The sequence below is a fragment of the Nocardiopsis sp. LDBS1602 genome, from assembly GCF_035818715.1.
Taxonomy (GTDB): Bacteria; Actinomycetota; Actinomycetes; order Streptosporangiales; family Streptosporangiaceae; genus Nocardiopsis; species Nocardiopsis alba.
In genome coordinates, this window is record NZ_JAYLVW010000005.1 from 243,839 (window position 1) to 259,460 (window position 15,622).

A 15,622-nucleotide genomic window follows, 5' to 3' on the forward strand; every position below is an offset into this window, starting at 1 on the left:
CCGCCCCGCCGAGGTCCCGAGGCGTCGTGAGGCCGGGCCGGGGGTCAGCCCCTTCCCGGGTCGGTGAGGTGTTCGTGCAGCAGCACGGCGCGCATGTCCAGGTCGGACTCGATCTCACGGAGGATGTCGTCGCTGATCCGGCCGTTGCGACGCATATCGATGGCGGCCCGTCGCTCGGCGGCGATCATCTCCAGTTCGGCCCGATGGGCGCGCGCGGCGTCCTCGCCGCCGTGATTCCGGTAACCGGACCGGAGGCGCGCCTCCTGTTCCTCGGAGATACCTCCCTCCTCCGAGATCTCGTCCAGGCGGTCGAGTGCCGCCTCACGAGCCTCCTGACGTGCGCGTATCCGTTCTCTGGGGGAGACCTCGTCGCGTTCGATGGGCAGCCGTCGGATGAGGATCGGCAGGGTCAGGCCCTGGCCGATGAGGGTCGCGAGGATGACCGAGAAGGTGATGACGATCGCGAGGTCGCGGTACGGGAAGTCGAGCGGGAGGATCAGGGCCATGACCAGGGAGAAGGCACCGCGCATGCCCGACCAGCCCACGATCAGGCTCTCCGCCCACGGCCATCGCCTGCGCGTGACCGTCATCCGTCGCGCTATGGGGGCCGGGACCAGACCGATGCCCAATGAGAAGACCAGGCGTAGGGTCACGACGGTCCCGATGACCGCGAGGCAGATCATCGCGGTCATGGCGATGTCGGTGAGGCCGACGAGGGCCACCGGGAGTTGGAGCCCGACGAGGACGAAGAGCACGGCGGTGAGGAGGAAGGTCCAGGTGTTCCAGAACCCGTAGCCGACGATGCGCCCTTCCGGACGGTCGACGATGGGGGAGCGGGCGCCGGCCGTCCGCCCGGCCACACCCGCGGCGAGCACGGCGGACACGTGCAGCGCCTCGGCCGGAAGGAAGGCCAGGTAGGCGCCCGCGAGCGTGACGATGGGGGGAAGTGATGGTGTGGTGATACGACGGTTGACGGTCGAGATCATGAACCCCACCACCAGGCCGATCGCGGCGCCCGCGAATGCCGTCAGGACGAACCGCGAGAGCGCGTGCGGAGCCGACCAGGTGTCGGTGAGGGCCGCCTCGACGGCGACACCGTAGATCACCAGCGCGGTGAAGTCGTTGAGCAGGTTCTCCCCGTCGAGCAGTCCCACCAGGCGTGGTGAGACCCCGAGGCGTCGGGCGACGGTGAGGAAGGCGATGGGGTCGGTGGGGGCGAGGACCGCGCCGATCGCGATCGCGACCGGCCATGGAAGGTCCAGGAGCAGCTTCAGGACGCATCCCACGGTGAGGGCGGTGAGCGCGACGAGGAAGATCGCCAGGAGGGTGACGGCCGGGGCGGTGGCCTTGATCTCCCGTGGAGAGACGATGAACGCGTGCCAGAAGAGCAGGGGAGGAAGGACGAGAAGCAGGAGCAGGTCGGGTTCCACGATGACGGTGGGCAGGCTGGGAATGATGGCGAGCACCACCCCCAGAACGATCAGCAGGATCGGATCGGCGATGCGCAACCGCCGCGCGAGGAGGGTGACGGCCAACACCGCGGCCACCATGATCGTCGCGGCCCACTCGATCCCCATGGCCCCCCGCTTTCCGCGCATCCCCGCCGAGCCGCGCCTTCGTTCCGATCAGGGGGTCGACCAGCAGGATGGTACGTGAGGACCCTCATGTTGCCCGGGCATCACACGACGGCGCGCGATTCGTGTCCGGACCGGTTCCGCCGCCCTCCGAGCACGATGACCGAGGGGAGGGCGTCGAGGGCCCGGATCCGGCGGGTCCGGGCCCTCGACGGAGCGATCAACGGCCGACGAGTTCGCCTTCGACCGGAGCGCTCTCGGTCTCCTCACGCCGGGTTCCGTTGCGCAGGTAGGGGTCGGCGAGCGCCGGGAGGATGGCCAGGACGGCCAGTAGCGCCAGCCCGATACCGAGGACGATGGGCGCGCGAAGGCCGTAGTGCGGGATCAGCGCCGATCCGAAGGCCGAACCGACGATGACCCCGAGCGTGATGAACGAGCTGTGGACCGTGTTGACCAGCGGTGTGGTGCTTCCCGCCCGCTGGACACGGACCGCCATCGCCGGGTTCATGGTCACTCCGACCAGGCCGATACCGAGCATGAAGGCCAGGGCCAGTGGAGGAAGGTCGGTGAAGAGGGCGAACCCGGTGAGGAAGAGGACGTTGAGTCCGGTGCCGATCACCAGGGTGGAGATGGTGTGCCGGTCGGCCAGCCGGCCCACGACCGTGTTGCCGATGAGGGTGGCGGCGCCATAGGCCAGCAACAGGAGCGGCACCGTGCCCTCGGAGAAACCGGTGACCCGGGTGAGGATCGGCGTGAAGAAGCTGAAGACCGAGAAGGTCGCGCCGATGATCAGGGTGCTGGAGACGATCGCGAGAAGGAAACGCGGTCGGCGCAGCACGGCGAGCTCCTCGGTGACCGAGGCGGTGGGCCGGGCGGCGGTGCCGTCGGTGGCGGGGGTCTTGACAAAGGCGAGGGTCAGGATCGCCGCCACCACCGTGAGCAGGGAGATCGTCCAGAAGGCGGACTGCCAGCCGAAGCGGCCGCCGATGAACGTCGCGAAGGGTAGACCGAGCAGGGTGCCGAGCATCAGGCCGTTCATGGCGACCCCCACCGCGCGGCCGCGCATGCGCTCGTCCACGAGTCGGGCGCACAGGGACAGGGAGAGACCGAAGAAGGCCTGGGAGGCCATGCCCCCGATGACGCGGGCGACGACCATGACGGGGTAGGTGGTGGCGAGCGCGGCGAGGACGTTGCCGACGAGGAAGACGCCGAAGATCACCATGAGGGCGCTCTTCGGTGGAAGCCGGAGGAGGACGAGGGTCATGATCGGGCCGCCGACGGACATCGCCACGGCGAAGACGGTGACGAGGTAACCGATCTGTTCGATGCCGGTGCCCAGGGTCTCGGCGAGTTGGGGCATGAGTCCGGCGACGGCGAACTCGCTGGTCACCATGGCGAAGATGCCGGCGGCGAGGACGTAGACCGCGGTGGGCACGCGCCCTGTGGTCGGTGTGGTGGTCACTTGGGGTTCCCCAGTTCTGGAATGATCGGTTCAAAATCGAGCGACGGAGGCGCGCGAAGTGGGCACCCTTGTTCTGGAATGGAATGACCAGAATGAGGGTGAGATGTGGGACGAGTGGTCGAAGTGGAGGTCAGGCGGGGCGCAGGCCGCGGATCGTGGTGTGGACGATCTCCCGCAGGGCTTCGGGAGAGGCCCCGCCCTGGGAGGAGATCCGGAGTCCGGCGATCGCCGCGTTGAGGTAGGCCGCCAGACCTTCGGCGGAGGAGGCGGTGGTGACCTCTCCGGTGGCCTGGCCCATGCGCAGGACGTCGGCGAACAGGCTCAGGCGCGTCTCGGTGTCCTGGCGAACGCTCCGCACGCCGGCCGCGCGGTCCGGATCGTCGGCCAGTTCCGCGACGGTGTTGACCGCCAGGCAGCCTTTCGGGTCGCCGTTCTCGGCGCGGTCGGCCTCCTCCTCGGCCATCATCGTGAGCAGGGACTCGATCCGTTCGAGCGGGCCCCGTGAGGGGTCGCCCAACATCTCGGCGGTGCGTGCGCCGGTGGTGGAGAGGTAGCCCTCCAGGCACGCGGCGAACAGTCCGTCCTTACTGCCGAAGGTGTTGTAGAGGCTGCTGCGTCCGAGGCCGGTGGCTCGACAGAGGTCCTCGGCGCTCGTGGAGTGGAAGCCGTGCCGCCAGAACTGTCGCGTCGCGGAGCGTATGACTTCCGCCTGGTCGAAGGCTCGTGGTCTCGCCATGGGCGTCACCCTACACGGTTCTGGAACGAATCGTCCATAACCGGGTCGGGGTGGTGTCCTTCGAGGGCGCTCCTCGTGTCGGCCCGTCGGGGCTCGTCCGGGTCATGGTCGAAACGGGCGCGTGTGTCCACCGGCGGATCCCGTCTCGTTCTTCGATTCCCCTTCGGTGCTTATCGCGAGAAGGGGGTCGCGTGCTCGACCCCCTTCTCGTGGGGATGGGGTTTCCTTCTTCTCGGAATGGGGGGTCGGTGGGGAATGGGGGTGTGTCATTCGATGGCTTTTGTCGGTTATGGGGAGATTCCCCTTGCTTCATGGTCGGGGTGGGGGTGGGGTGGGTCGGCGTTCGAGTGGGAGGGGGGCTCGCGTGCCGGATCGACTCGAGAGTCGCCGCTGTGCGGGCGGTTCGGTTGGAGCTCGAGGGGGAGGGTTTTCGGCCGGATGGGAATCCTGATTTGGCGATCGCCGAATGAAATTCGCTCATGTGTTCGATCTTTCGCGGCGTCTCCGAGGCCTTGATGGGTCCGGGTTTCTGTTGATGCTCATCGTGTTTTTTGGTCGGTGTTTATGTCGCCATCGTTTGTCGTCCACTGGGGGAATTTGATAACTTCTTTGCAGTTGGAAGGGGGCGGAAGAGCCCCACCCGAATTCTTTTTCGGTCATAGCTTGAATGTGTAGGCACCATCCGTAATGCGTCGTTCCCTGACCCGCGCGACGGCGGTTCTGTCGGCCTGCTCCCTGCTTCTCTCGCTGGGGGCGACCGCCCCCGCCACGGCGACCGAACAGCCATCCACCCTCGATGACGTCACGGCGGCCTCGAAGAACCGGGCCGTCGACACGACGGGGACCTCCCTCCACCACGGAGAGGCTCAACGACCCGATGACCTCGACGTCGCCCACGCGGCCGACACGTCGGTCTCGGAGGGCACCGGGAGCGGCCGGACCGAGGTCGAGAGTTCCTCCTGGACCTACGTGGACCGTGCCTTCCCCGACCGTTCCTACGAGGACGCCGAGATCTCCAGTGTGGGTATGGGGCACCTCGAATGGGACCGCTCCTACACACGCAGGATCCTCTTCCGCTTCCCGGTCGACCCCGACCTCGGAGCGGTGGCGGACTCGGTCGTGCTCCGCGCCGAGGTGGTGTGGTCCTACGACTGCGCCGGCTCGTCCTCCATGGAGTTGCACCGGGTCGACCCCTTCGACACCGGGGTCACCTGGAACGACCAGCCCGAGGCCCGCACCCTGCTCGACACCCGGACCCTCCAGGGCGGGCGGAAGGCCTGCTCCGTGGACGGCGGCGTCGAGTTCGACGTGACCGAGGCCTATCGCCGGGCGGCGGAGGCGGGGGAGAGCCACCTCCACCTTCGACTCGGCGAACGCGACGAGGAACGGAGCGAGGCATGGCGCCGCTTCGACGTCGAGGAGGCCGCGCCGACACTACTGGTCGACCACGACGTGCCTCGAAACCCCGACCCTGACAGGACACGAGACGAGGCGGTGGACACCGCACCGGTCGTCCACCAGGCCGCGGCCTCGCACGAGAGCCACTCCATCCCCTCGACCCCCTCGACCGTGTGGTCCCCGGCCCTCTCGGACGATGCCGTCCTCAGAGGTGGGGGAGTCGACGGCGTTCGTGTCGTGGACGTCGCCGACGAGGGCCGGTCGCACGGTGGGTCCGCTCTCCGGCGGTACGAACGGGTCGGCGGCCCGATCGTTCCGACGGCGGAGCGGGTCCAGGACGAGCCGTCCTCCCCTTGTGCACGAGGCCCCCCGAGACCCGGGCCTCACACAGACCTCTCCCGATCCACGGATCGAGGGAGAACGGTCGACGGATGACGGCATCCCCCCTCTACGACGCGCCCTCCGGTCGGGCGGAGCGACGTGTCGATGGCGGCCCGAGGCGAGAACGGGCCGACCGACCCCGAGCCCCCAGGGTGGGAAGGGCTCGGAGGCGGTCGAGGAGGCCGTACCGTCACCGCGCGCCGGTCGCAGGGCGCAGTGACCGCACGCGGAGACGGCACGTTTCCACGCCGGTACGAGGGACGCGCGTCCCGAAGCCGGACACACCCGCGACGGAGCCCGGTGGGGGCTCCACCGCGGGAGGCCGTAGCGGTTCGGAACCACCTGTGCGCACGGGCACCGCACAGGAGGGTTCCGGACCGCCGTCGGCGCGTCCGCGCGAAGGGCCGCCGGTCCTCGGTTCGGCGTCCCCGCGTCGAGCGTGCGCGCTCTTCGTCCGACCGGGATCGCGGCCGGGGGTCAGCCGATCGAGGCGCGGCGCCGCTTGTGCTCCCGGATCAGGTCCCGGTACCAGTGGTAGCTGTCCTTGGGGGTGCGTGTCAGCGTGTCGTAGTCCACGGAGACGATGCCGAAGCGGCGCTCGTAGCCATAGGCCCACTCGAAGTTGTCGAGCAACGACCAGACGAAGTAGCCGCGCACGTCGACCCCGGCCGCGATGGCGTCCGCGAGGGCGGAGAGGTGGTCCCGGAGGTAGGCGATGCGGTCCGTGTCGTGCACGACCCCATCGGGGCCGGGCTCGTCCGGTTCGGCGGAGCCGTTCTCCGTGATGTGGATCGGAGGCAGTTCCGGGTATCGGCGGCGCAGGTCCACGAGCAGGTCGGTGAAGGAGGAGGGGACCACCGGCCAACCCATGGTGGTGTGCCGCACCCCTTCGATCGGCACCTCCTCCACCCCGATGTCCACGGCGGTGCGGTCGGGCCCCTCGGGGACCGGAGCGTCGCGGAGCCGAATGGGCCGGTAGAAGTTCAGACCCAGGAAGTCCAAGGGTTGGGCGATGACCGACAGGTCTCCGGGCTCGCGGTAGCCGCCGTCGGCCATCGGACCCCAGGTCGCCTCCTCGTTGTCGGGGTAGACGCCGCGCAACAGGGGGTCCAGCCACACGCGGTTGTGCAGGGTCTCGGCGCGGTCGACCGCCGCGGCGTCCTCGGGGGAGTCGGTCGCGGGCAGTAGCCGGTCGGGGTTGAGGGTGATGCCGACCTCGGCTTCGCGTCCGTGTTCGGCGGCGGAGGCTCGCAGTTCCCTCGCCGCGAGCCCGTGGGCCAGCAACAGGTGCTGGGCCACGGCCAGGGCGGGTGTGCCCTCACGGGTCCCGGGGGCGTGACGTCCCACGGCGTGGCCGACGAACGCGGTGCAGTGGGGCTCGTTGAGCGTGATCCAGCGCTCGACGCGGTCGCCGAGGTGGTCGGCGACCACGCGCGCGTAGGCGGCGAAGTGGTGCGCGGTCTCGCGGACCCTCCAACCGCCGCCGTCCTCCAGGGCCTGGGGCAGGTCCCAGTGGTAGAGCGTGGCCACCGGTTCGATGCCCGCCTCCCGCAGGGCGTCGACGACTCTGTCGTAGAACGCCAGGCCTTCGGGGTTGACCTCGCCGGCGCCGTCGGGGATGACGCGAGGCCAGGCGATGGAGAAGCGGTAGGTGTCCACGCCCAGCTCCTTGAGCAGGGCGACGTCCTCCTCGTACCGGTGGTAGTGGTCGCAGGCGACGTCGCCGCTCTCGCCTCGGGCCACTTTTCCGGGGGTGCGGGAGTAGGTGTCCCAGATGGAGGGCCCTCGTCCGCCTTCTCGGGCGGCGCCCTCGATCTGGTAGGCGGCCGTGGCCGTGCCGAAGAGGAAGTCCGGGGGGAACCGGGGCGGTGACTGGTCGGTCATGATGCCTTCCGTTCGCGTCGGGTTCGGCCGGTCCACCGTCATGGAAGCGCTCCCAAAAATGTTCGCACTGCGCCTTCGCCCAGTTCGGGTCACCTCGGGTCGCCTTCTCTTCCTCGAGCCCGAACCGTCCGCCGGTACTGGTCCGTGCTCGGACACGAGCGATTTCGAGGTCCGACCGATCCGGTGAGTATAGGGACGGCGGACGCGGGATGTCACGAGGGGGAGCCCGGCCTTCCGAGACGGAGGGGCGTGACGGGCGCTTCGGCCGGAGGGGGTGGAAACGCCGGAGGGCCCTGATCCGCTGGATCAGGGCCCTCCGGCTCTGGGGTGAGTGACGGGACTTGAATGCTGGTGGGGGAGTGGTCTGACCTGCGACGATGTGAGAATTTGCAGGTCGTGGGGGAGGCGGCTGCTTGGTTGTGCCGGGTTGCCCCGCGTTGCGCTGGGTGGTGTGCACCCCCAGGGTGCACGCCGTTGGCCCGTCCGGTGCACCTGCTGAATTTTCTCAATGTCATGGTGTGCCACTCACGTTGCCTCAGATTCACCCTGACAGTCTTTAGCGCGATTTGTCAGTCCCTTCTGTCATTCTGAAGAACCCCTTACCGTCGTTGCTGGAGAAGCACATGGTCACTGAACTCGGTCCGCTGGACATCAACCGACGAAGCGGCAAAGACCCGATTTTGGCCGATGGTGAGGATATCGGCACTCTTGGTGATTTCTGGAGCTGGGCATGTTCGGACCTGGTCGGCAACACCATGCGCGGTACCTTGGCCGAGTACCTCGTGGCCACGGCCTTGGGCGCTGCTGCTGGTGTTCGCACCGAGTGGGACGCCGTCGATGTCAGAACGCCCGAGCAGTGGCTGGTCGAGGTGAAGTCGGCGGCGTACTTGCAGTCGTGGAAGCAGGACACGCTGTCGAGAATCGCGTTCTCCATAGCCCCGGCCACAGGCTGGGATGCGCAGACTGGCTCTCAGATGGTCGATGTGCTTCGCCACGCTGACGTGTACGTCTTCTGCCTGCTGCATCACAAGGACAAGCAGAGTCTCGACCCTCTCGACCTGAGTCAGTGGACCTTCTTCGTGTTGACCACCCGAGTCCTGGACGAACACTGCCTGACCCAGAAGACAATCACTCTCTCGAGCCTCTTACGGCTTCAGCCTATGGAGACTGATTTCTCTGGCCTGCGCAAGACAGTGGCTGCCTGCTTTGATGACTACAGCTAACGAGTTGGTGCGTGATGGCGGACGAGGGAGTGGGACACCGATGCGGAACCTGACGGAGCGTACGGGGTACTCCAATTCCAAGGCGGCACTGATCTACCTGCACGCCCGGGAGGAAAGGGAGAGGATCCCTGGTTTACAGGAAGTGACTCACATCTCACCCCAGTCCATGTCTCGTGCCGGGTGTGATGGAGGCTCTCAAACCTGGGAAGGATGAGAGACATGCCCGCACCGAGAAAGTACCCCGATGAGCTGCGCGAGCGTGCCACCCGGATGGTCGTGGAGGCCCGCCGGAACCCGGCCACGCGCCCCGGGGCGATCAGCTCGGCATCAATCGCGAAACCCTGCGCAACTGGGTGAGCCAGGCCGAGGTCGACGCCGGAGACCGGCCCGGAACCACCACCGTCCAGGCCCAACGTCTGGCCGCGCTCGAGCGCGACGTGTGCGAGCTCCGGCGGGCGAACGCGATTCTGAAGTCAGCGTCGGCTTTCTTCGCGGCGGAACTCGTCCGCCCACACCAGGTAGTGGCCTACATCGACCTGTACCGGCACCAGTTCGGGGTCGAGCCGCTCTGCGAGGTGTTGCAGGTCGCCCCGTCCACCTACTGCACGGCCAAGAGCCGGGCTCCGTCGCTGCGTTCGCGCGCCGATGAGGCCACCACTGAAAAGATCCACCAGGTGCACGCTGATAACTACGGCGTCTACGGGGTGCGCAGGGTCCACGCTGAGCTGAACCGGCAGGGCCACCGGGTGGCCTGCTGCACCGTTCACCGGCTGATGCGCCAAGCCAGTTTGCGCGGCATCACCCGCGGCAGGAGCCCTCGAACCACCGCGCCTGGCGCGGTTCCCAATACCCGACCGGACCTGGTAGAGCGCGCCTTCACCGCGAACGCTCCGAACGGGTTGTGGCTCGCCGACATCACCTACATCCGTACCTTCGCCGAGTGGGGCTACGCCGTGTTCGTGATCAAGGTGTTCTCCCGCCGGGTGGTGGGCTGGCAGGTGTTGAAGTCGCTGCGTACCGACCTGGCCCTGGATGCGTTGGAGATGGTGGTGTGGAACCGGTCCCATGTGAGCCGGAGGATCGATGGGCTGGTCCACCACTCCGACCGCGGGTGCCGTATCTCGCGGTGCGCTATACCCAGCGCCTGGCCGAGGTAGGTGTGGTGGCCTTGGCCAGGTCCACCGGGGATTCCTATGACAATGCTCTGGCTAAGGCGTTCCACTCGCTGTTCAAAGCGGAGCTGGTCCGCAACCGGGGCCCGTGGAGGAACCTTGACCATCTGGAGATCGCGGTGGCCGAGTACATGGACTGGTTCAACCCCCGTCGTCTGCGCGGCGAGATCGGCTTGGTCCCGCCGGCGGAGTTCGAGGACGGCTTCTACCGGCAGCAGGCCGGGTCAACAGAAGGCGAAGCGTTGGTTTCGAGCCTTGATACGAGACACTGCCCGTGCACGGCAAACCCCAAGTCCTCGCGGATCTCGCTCTCCGGTCCGTCCGGTGAGAATCGGCGCACGTTGTTGGGCAGCGTCAGCTTCCTGGTCATCTTGTTCTCGGTGTCGTGGTCACCCGAGATCATGAAGACCGGGATGTCCGCCTCACGCAGTCGGTGCATCTGCTCGGTGAAGTAGAGGCCGGTCCGATAGTTGTCTCAGGAGCCGTCATAGACGTCCCCAGCCAGCAGGGCCGCGGTGACTTCCTCTTCTAGAGCGATAGCGACGAGGTTGTCGACAGCATTGCGGGTGGCGTTGCACAACTGTTCGGCGGGGGCGCCCGGGTAGCGGTCCAGGCCACGTAGAGGACTGCCGATGTGCAGATCGGCGGCGTGGAGGGGTTTCATGGCACCTCGCCTTCTTGGGGGAGTGACCTACAGGTTTGCACAGGAGTCACTTCCTCCACGCTGATTTCCCGGGTAATCCTGGTGCTGCCCGGGACCACCAGAGATCGAGTGAAACCCGGAGCCCTGGGTCCGGGTTCCACCGGTACGGTTAGGCTGATCCCCGGCTTCGGACAGCAGGCTCCAGCGGGCAGAAAACACGGCGCATCAAGCGCTGCCGACGGAAGCGGGAAATCAGGCGCAGTGGCGACTTCAGTGCACGACATCATCGACTCCATCCGCCAGCACTCGTCTTCGAATCATGAGCGCGGCTCTCGCTTCGAAAAGCTGATGGTTGCCTACCTGACCCATGATCCCTTGTATGCTCAGCGCTTCACACAGGTATGGTCATGGACTGAGTGGCCTGGCGCGGCGGGAAACAAGAAGGACATTGGGATCGATCTGGTCGCCGAGACCATCGATGGTGGCTATTGCGCCATCCAGTGCAAGTTCTACGAGCCGCAGCACACGGTGCAAAAGCCTGACATCGACTCCTTCTTCAGCGCATCTGGGAAGGCTCCCTTCACCGAGCGGCTCATCATCTCCACTACGGACAAGTGGGGTCCCAACGCCAAGGAAGTCGCCAGCCAACAGCAGATCCCGGTCAGTGTGATCGGTTTGAGCGAGATCGATGCGAGCCCCATCGGCTGGTCCTGGATCTTCCCGCAGTTCGCCACTGAACTTGAGGGTTCGTGGGACCTGCACCGCATCCCGCCCAAGGAGCCCCGCCCGCACCAGGTCGAGGCGATCGAAGCGGTCTTCGATGGTTTCACCGCACACAGTCGTGGCAAGCTCATCATGGCTTGCGGCACAGGCAAGACCTTCACCTCACTGAAGGTTGCCGAACGGCTTGCCAGGGAGCAGGCAGCGGAGAAGGACGGGGAGCCCACCCGGGTGCTGTTCCTGGTGCCCTCGATCTCTCTGCTGTCCCAGACTCTGCGCGAGTGGTCGGCCCAGTGCCAGGTTTTGTTGCGCAGCTTCGCCGTGTGCTCAGATACCAAGGTCAGTAAGAAGAACCAGGCGGACGATTTTCAGGATCTGAGCTCTCAGGACTTGGCCCTGCCCGCAACCACGAACGCGACCAAGTTGGTGGAGCAGGTCGAAGCCGTCTCAGCGGTTACCACCCGGGTTCCGGCGGACGGTGCCCTGCAGGTGGTGTTCTCCACCTACCAGTCCATCCAGACCATCCACGAAGCGCAGAAGGCCGGGCTGGCCGACTTCGACCTGGTCGTCTGCGACGAGGCGCACCGAACCACCGGGGTGACCCTGGCCGGGACGAGCGAATCGCACTTCGTCAAGGTGCACGACAACAACTACCTGCGGGCTGACCTTCGCCTGTACATGACTGCCACCCCGCGCCTGTTCAACGAGGACACCCAATCCGCGGCCAAGGCCAAGGACGCCGTCCTGTGCTCCATGGACGATGAGAACCTCTACGGCCCAGAATTCCACAGACTGGGCTTCGGCGAGGCGGTGGAGAAGGGCCTGCTCACCGACTACAAGGTCCTGATTCTCAACATCGACCAGGAATTCCTGTCTGCCTCCCTCCAGGAGCAGATGTCCCAGGACGGTGAGCTCAACATAGATGACGCCGCGCGCATCATCGGTTGCTGGAACGGCCTGGCCAAGCGGGCGGGTAAGACCCCGGAGGGGCAGGGTTTCAGGTCCGGTGAGGCGCCCATGCAGCGCGCAGTGGCCTTCGCACGTAACATCGCCGACTCCAAGAGCATCCAGAGCCGCTTCAGCACAGTCGTGGATGCTGTCAACAAGGAACGGGACGATCGGGGGGAACCCCGACTCCGTTGCGAGGTCGAGCATGTCGACGGTGGTTTCAACGCTATGGAGCGCAACCGGCTGCTGGACTGGCTGAAGGCCGACCCGGGCGAGGGCAACTGCCGGATTTTGTCGAACGCCCGCTGCCTGTCCGAGGGCGTGGACGTCCCCGACCTGGACGCCGTGCTGTTCCTGAACCCGCGTAACTCGGTGGTGGACGTGGTCCAGTCCGTGGGCCGGGTGATGCGCAAGGCCGACGGCAAGGACTTCGGGTACATCATCCTTCCGGTGGGTATCCCCAGCAACCAGAAGCCGGAGGAGGCGCTGAGAGACAATCAGCGCTACAAGGTGGTCTGGCAGGTGCTCCAGGCTCTGCGTGCCCACGACGACCGGTTCAACGCCACCGTCAACCAGATCGACTTCAACAAGAAGAAGCCCGATAACATCATGGTGGGTGTGGTCGGTGCTGAAGACTTCGACGGCACCCGTGAGGGCGTCGAGGGCCAGGCGGAGAGCGACACCGCGGGGCAGTTCCAGCAGACCATGCTCTCCTGGGATGTGGAAGAGCTCCAGGAGGCCGTCTACACCCGGATCGTGGAGAAGGTCGGAGAGCGCCACTACTGGGAGGACTGGGCGAAGGACATCGCACAGATCGCCGAGCGGCACGTCTCCCGGATCAAGGTGGCGATCGCCGACCCGGCCTCGGACAAGGGCAAGGCCTTCGCACGATTCGTCGTCGAGCTGCGCGCCAACCTGAACCCGGGCGTGACGCACGAGTCAGCGATCGACATGCTCGCCCAGCACATGATCACTAAGCCGGTGTTCGACGCGCTGTTCGGCGACTACGCGTTCTCCAAGCAGAACCCGGTGTCGGTGGCCATGGACGAAATCCTCCAGATCCTGGAGGATGAGTCGATCGGCAGCGAGGCCAAGGCCCTGGAGGGCTTCTACGCCTCGGTGCGCAAGCGTGCGGAAGGCATCGACAACCACGAGGGCCGCCAGCGGGTCATCACCGAGCTGTACGAGAAGTTCTTCAAGACGGCGCTGCCCAAGACCGCCGAAGCTTTCGGGATCGTGTACACCCCGGTGGAGGTCGTTGACTTCATCCTTCGTGCGACCAACCAGGCGCTGTACAAGCACTTCAACCAGACCCTGTCCGGGGAGGGTGTGCACATCATCGACCCGTTCACGGGGACGGGCACGTTCGTGGTGCGGTTGCTGCAGTCGGGGCTGATCAAGTCCGAGGACCTGCTCCGCAAATACACCCAGGAACTGCACGCGAACGAGATCGTGCTGTTGGCGTACTACATCGCCGCAGTCAACATCGAGGCTGCTTTCCACGAGCGGCACGAGGGCGATTACACCCCGTTCGAGGGGATCGTGCTGACGGACACCTTCCAACTGTCGGAGGACCTGGGCGCGGCGATCAAGAGCAGCATGCTGGGCGAGAACAGCGAGCGGGCCACCCGACAGCAGGGCCAGGAACTGCGGGTGGTGATCGGGAATCCGCCGTACTCGTCGGGGCAGACGAGCCAGAACGACAACAACCAGAACCAGAAGTACCCGGTGCTGGATGGTCGTATCACTGACACCTATGCGGCGCTTTCCAGTGCTCAGAACAAGAACTCCCTGTACGACTCCTACATCCGCGCGATCCGCTGGGCTTCGGACCGGATCAACGACACCGGGGTTATCGCCTACGTCTCCAACGGCGGATACATTGACGGGAACACCGCTGATGGCCTACGCAAGAGCCTGGCCGAAGAATTCGACACCATCTACTGCTTCAACCTGCGTGGAAACCAGCGCACCGCTGGGGAGCAGTCTCGAATGGAGGGCGGCAAGGTCTTCGGCTCGGGAAGCCGGAGTACGGTGGCGATCCTGATCCTGGTGAAGGACGGCAGCAAGTCGGACGGCTGCGAGCTGCTGTACCGGGACATCGGTGACTACCTGACCCGCGAGCAGAAACTCAAAATCGTAGACGAGAGTGACCTGGACACGATCACCTGGCAGAAGATCACCCCAAGCGCTGAGGGAGACTGGGTCAACCAGCGCGACCCGAGGTTCCCGACGTTCCGGGCGATCGGCGATCGGGACAGCGACCGTGGGGTCTTTGCCTCATATTCCTCAGGGCTGAAGACCGGGCGTGATGCCTGGGTCTACAGCTACGATGACGCTAATTTGCGCCAGAACGTGGGGCGCATGGTGGACTTCTACAACTTGCAGGTCGAAACCTTCAAGAAGCATAGCCAGGCGGCAGGGATCGTTAACCCCACGTCATCGGATGTCGAGTCCTTCATCAGCTATAACTCCGAGAAGATCAGCTGGAACCGGGCAGATAAGACAGGAGTGAAGAACGGGAAGAAATACTCGTTCAATGAGGAGAACCTTTTCACGGGCACCTACCGGCCATTCAACAAGCAGCGGGTCTGCTTTGATCGGCGTCTGAACGACATGGTGTACCTCTTGCCCTCGATGTTTCCCGCGCCTGAGCTGGAGAACTTCGGTTTCTATGTGACGGGTACTGGGAACAACGAACCCTTTTCAGTGCTCATGATGGACACGTTGCCAGATCTTCACGCGGTTGGAACCATGAGTGTCGGACCTCTCTTCCCCCGTTACACCTATCGGGAGACCGGGAATGGGGACGACCTCTTCAGTGGTGGTGAGGAGCCTGGTTGGGAACGGGTCGACAACATCACCAACAAGGCTCTCGCGGACTACCGTCAGACCTACGGGTCCGAGGTCACTGAGGATGACATCTTCTTCTACGTCTACGGGCTTCTCCACTCCCCGGACTACCGCTCCCAGTTTGCGGCGGACCTGAAAAAGTCACTTCCCCGAATTCCCAAAGTTGCGGGCTTCCACGACTTCGCCGAAGCTGGGCGTAAGCTCTCCAAGCTTCACATCGGGTACGAGAACGTTCAGCCGTACGCGTTGGAGGAGAAGGTCACCGGCCCCACCCTCACGCCTCTGGTTGAGCTGTACCGGGTCCAGAAGATGAAGTTTCAGAGCAAGGACGATCGGTCCTCGATCATCTACAACAGTCGAGTAACCGTGTCTGGGATCCCTGAGCGTGCCTATCAGTACCAGTTGGGTGCCCGCTCGGCGATTGAGTGGATCATCGACCGCTACCAGGTTAAGACTCACAAGGACAGCGGTATCGTCAACGACCCCAACGACTGGTCGGACGACCCCCGCTACATCATCGATCTGCTGGGCCGGATCGTCACGGTGAGCCTGGAGACGGTGGACATCGTGGAAGGCTTGCCCGAACTGGAGATTTTGAAGAACTAGATCTCTCCGGAACGTGCCCGCG

At 65.5% G+C, this 15,622-nt stretch carries 10 protein-coding genes and 1 other annotated feature; of the genes, 5 read left to right on the forward strand and 5 right to left on the reverse strand.

Features of this window, described 5'->3' with window-relative positions; all coding sequences use genetic code 11:
• Positions 1–44: 44 nt before the first annotated feature.
• The 3 genes from U9J66_RS17955 to U9J66_RS17965 form a co-directional block, all read right to left on the reverse strand.
• The gene (locus U9J66_RS17955; RefSeq protein ID WP_326338205.1) at positions 45–1,598 is read right to left on the reverse strand and encodes a cation:proton antiporter; all 1,554 of its coding nucleotides are present in this window, start codon (positions 1,596–1,598) and stop codon (positions 45–47) included.
• A 196-nt stretch (positions 1,599–1,794) separates the two neighbouring features.
• Entirely contained in the window at positions 1,795–3,009 is a 1,215-nt protein-coding gene (locus U9J66_RS17960; RefSeq protein WP_161112478.1) for an MFS transporter, read from the reverse strand.
• Between the two features lie 157 nt (positions 3,010–3,166).
• Complete coding sequence (locus U9J66_RS17965; protein WP_326338207.1) at positions 3,167–3,772, reverse strand: TetR/AcrR family transcriptional regulator; 606 nt, start codon at positions 3,770–3,772, stop codon at positions 3,167–3,169.
• A 687-nt stretch (positions 3,773–4,459) separates the two neighbouring features.
• On the opposite strand from U9J66_RS17965, the gene U9J66_RS17970 reads away from it, so the two are divergent.
• Positions 4,460–5,605, forward strand: coding sequence for a DNRLRE domain-containing protein (locus U9J66_RS17970; RefSeq protein WP_326338208.1), 1,146 nt, complete (start codon positions 4,460–4,462; stop codon positions 5,603–5,605).
• A gap of 423 nt (positions 5,606–6,028) precedes the next feature.
• On the opposite strand, the gene U9J66_RS17975 is transcribed toward U9J66_RS17970, so the two are convergent.
• The gene (locus U9J66_RS17975; RefSeq protein WP_042284270.1) at positions 6,029–7,435 is read right to left on the reverse strand and encodes a GH1 family beta-glucosidase; all 1,407 of its coding nucleotides are present in this window, start codon (positions 7,433–7,435) and stop codon (positions 6,029–6,031) included.
• Positions 7,436–8,058: 623 nt separating this feature from the next.
• Here U9J66_RS17975 and U9J66_RS17980 point away from each other — a divergent pair.
• The 3 genes from U9J66_RS17980 (at position 8,059) to U9J66_RS26085 (ending at position 10,285) form a co-directional block, all read left to right on the forward strand.
• Positions 8,059–8,658, forward strand: a complete 600-nt coding sequence (locus U9J66_RS17980) for a hypothetical protein (RefSeq protein WP_326338209.1) — start codon at positions 8,059–8,061, stop codon at positions 8,656–8,658.
• Positions 8,659–9,011: 353 nt separating this feature from the next.
• On the forward strand, positions 9,012–9,815 hold the full coding sequence (locus tag U9J66_RS17985; RefSeq protein WP_442789860.1) for an IS3 family transposase: 804 nt from the start codon (positions 9,012–9,014) through the stop codon (positions 9,813–9,815).
• Positions 9,140–9,251 (forward strand) — a sequence feature (AL1L pseudoknot). (Overlaps the previous gene by 112 nt.)
• Positions 9,785–10,285 (forward strand): IS3 family transposase, encoded by a 501-nt coding sequence (locus U9J66_RS26085; RefSeq protein WP_387609876.1) that lies wholly within the window; start codon positions 9,785–9,787, stop codon positions 10,283–10,285. Before U9J66_RS17985 ends, U9J66_RS26085 begins: the two co-directional genes overlap by 31 nt.
• A gap of 20 nt (positions 10,286–10,305) precedes the next feature.
• Here U9J66_RS26085 and U9J66_RS17990 read toward each other — a convergent pair whose 3' ends face one another.
• Positions 10,306–10,494 (reverse strand): hypothetical protein, encoded by a 189-nt coding sequence (locus tag U9J66_RS17990; protein WP_326338210.1) that lies wholly within the window; start codon positions 10,492–10,494, stop codon positions 10,306–10,308.
• Positions 10,495–10,746: 252 nt separating this feature from the next.
• On the opposite strand from U9J66_RS17990, the gene U9J66_RS17995 reads away from it, so the two are divergent.
• The gene (locus U9J66_RS17995; RefSeq protein WP_326338211.1) at positions 10,747–15,600 is read left to right on the forward strand and encodes a DEAD/DEAH box helicase; all 4,854 of its coding nucleotides are present in this window, start codon (positions 10,747–10,749) and stop codon (positions 15,598–15,600) included.
• Positions 15,601–15,622: the final 22 nt, after the last annotated feature.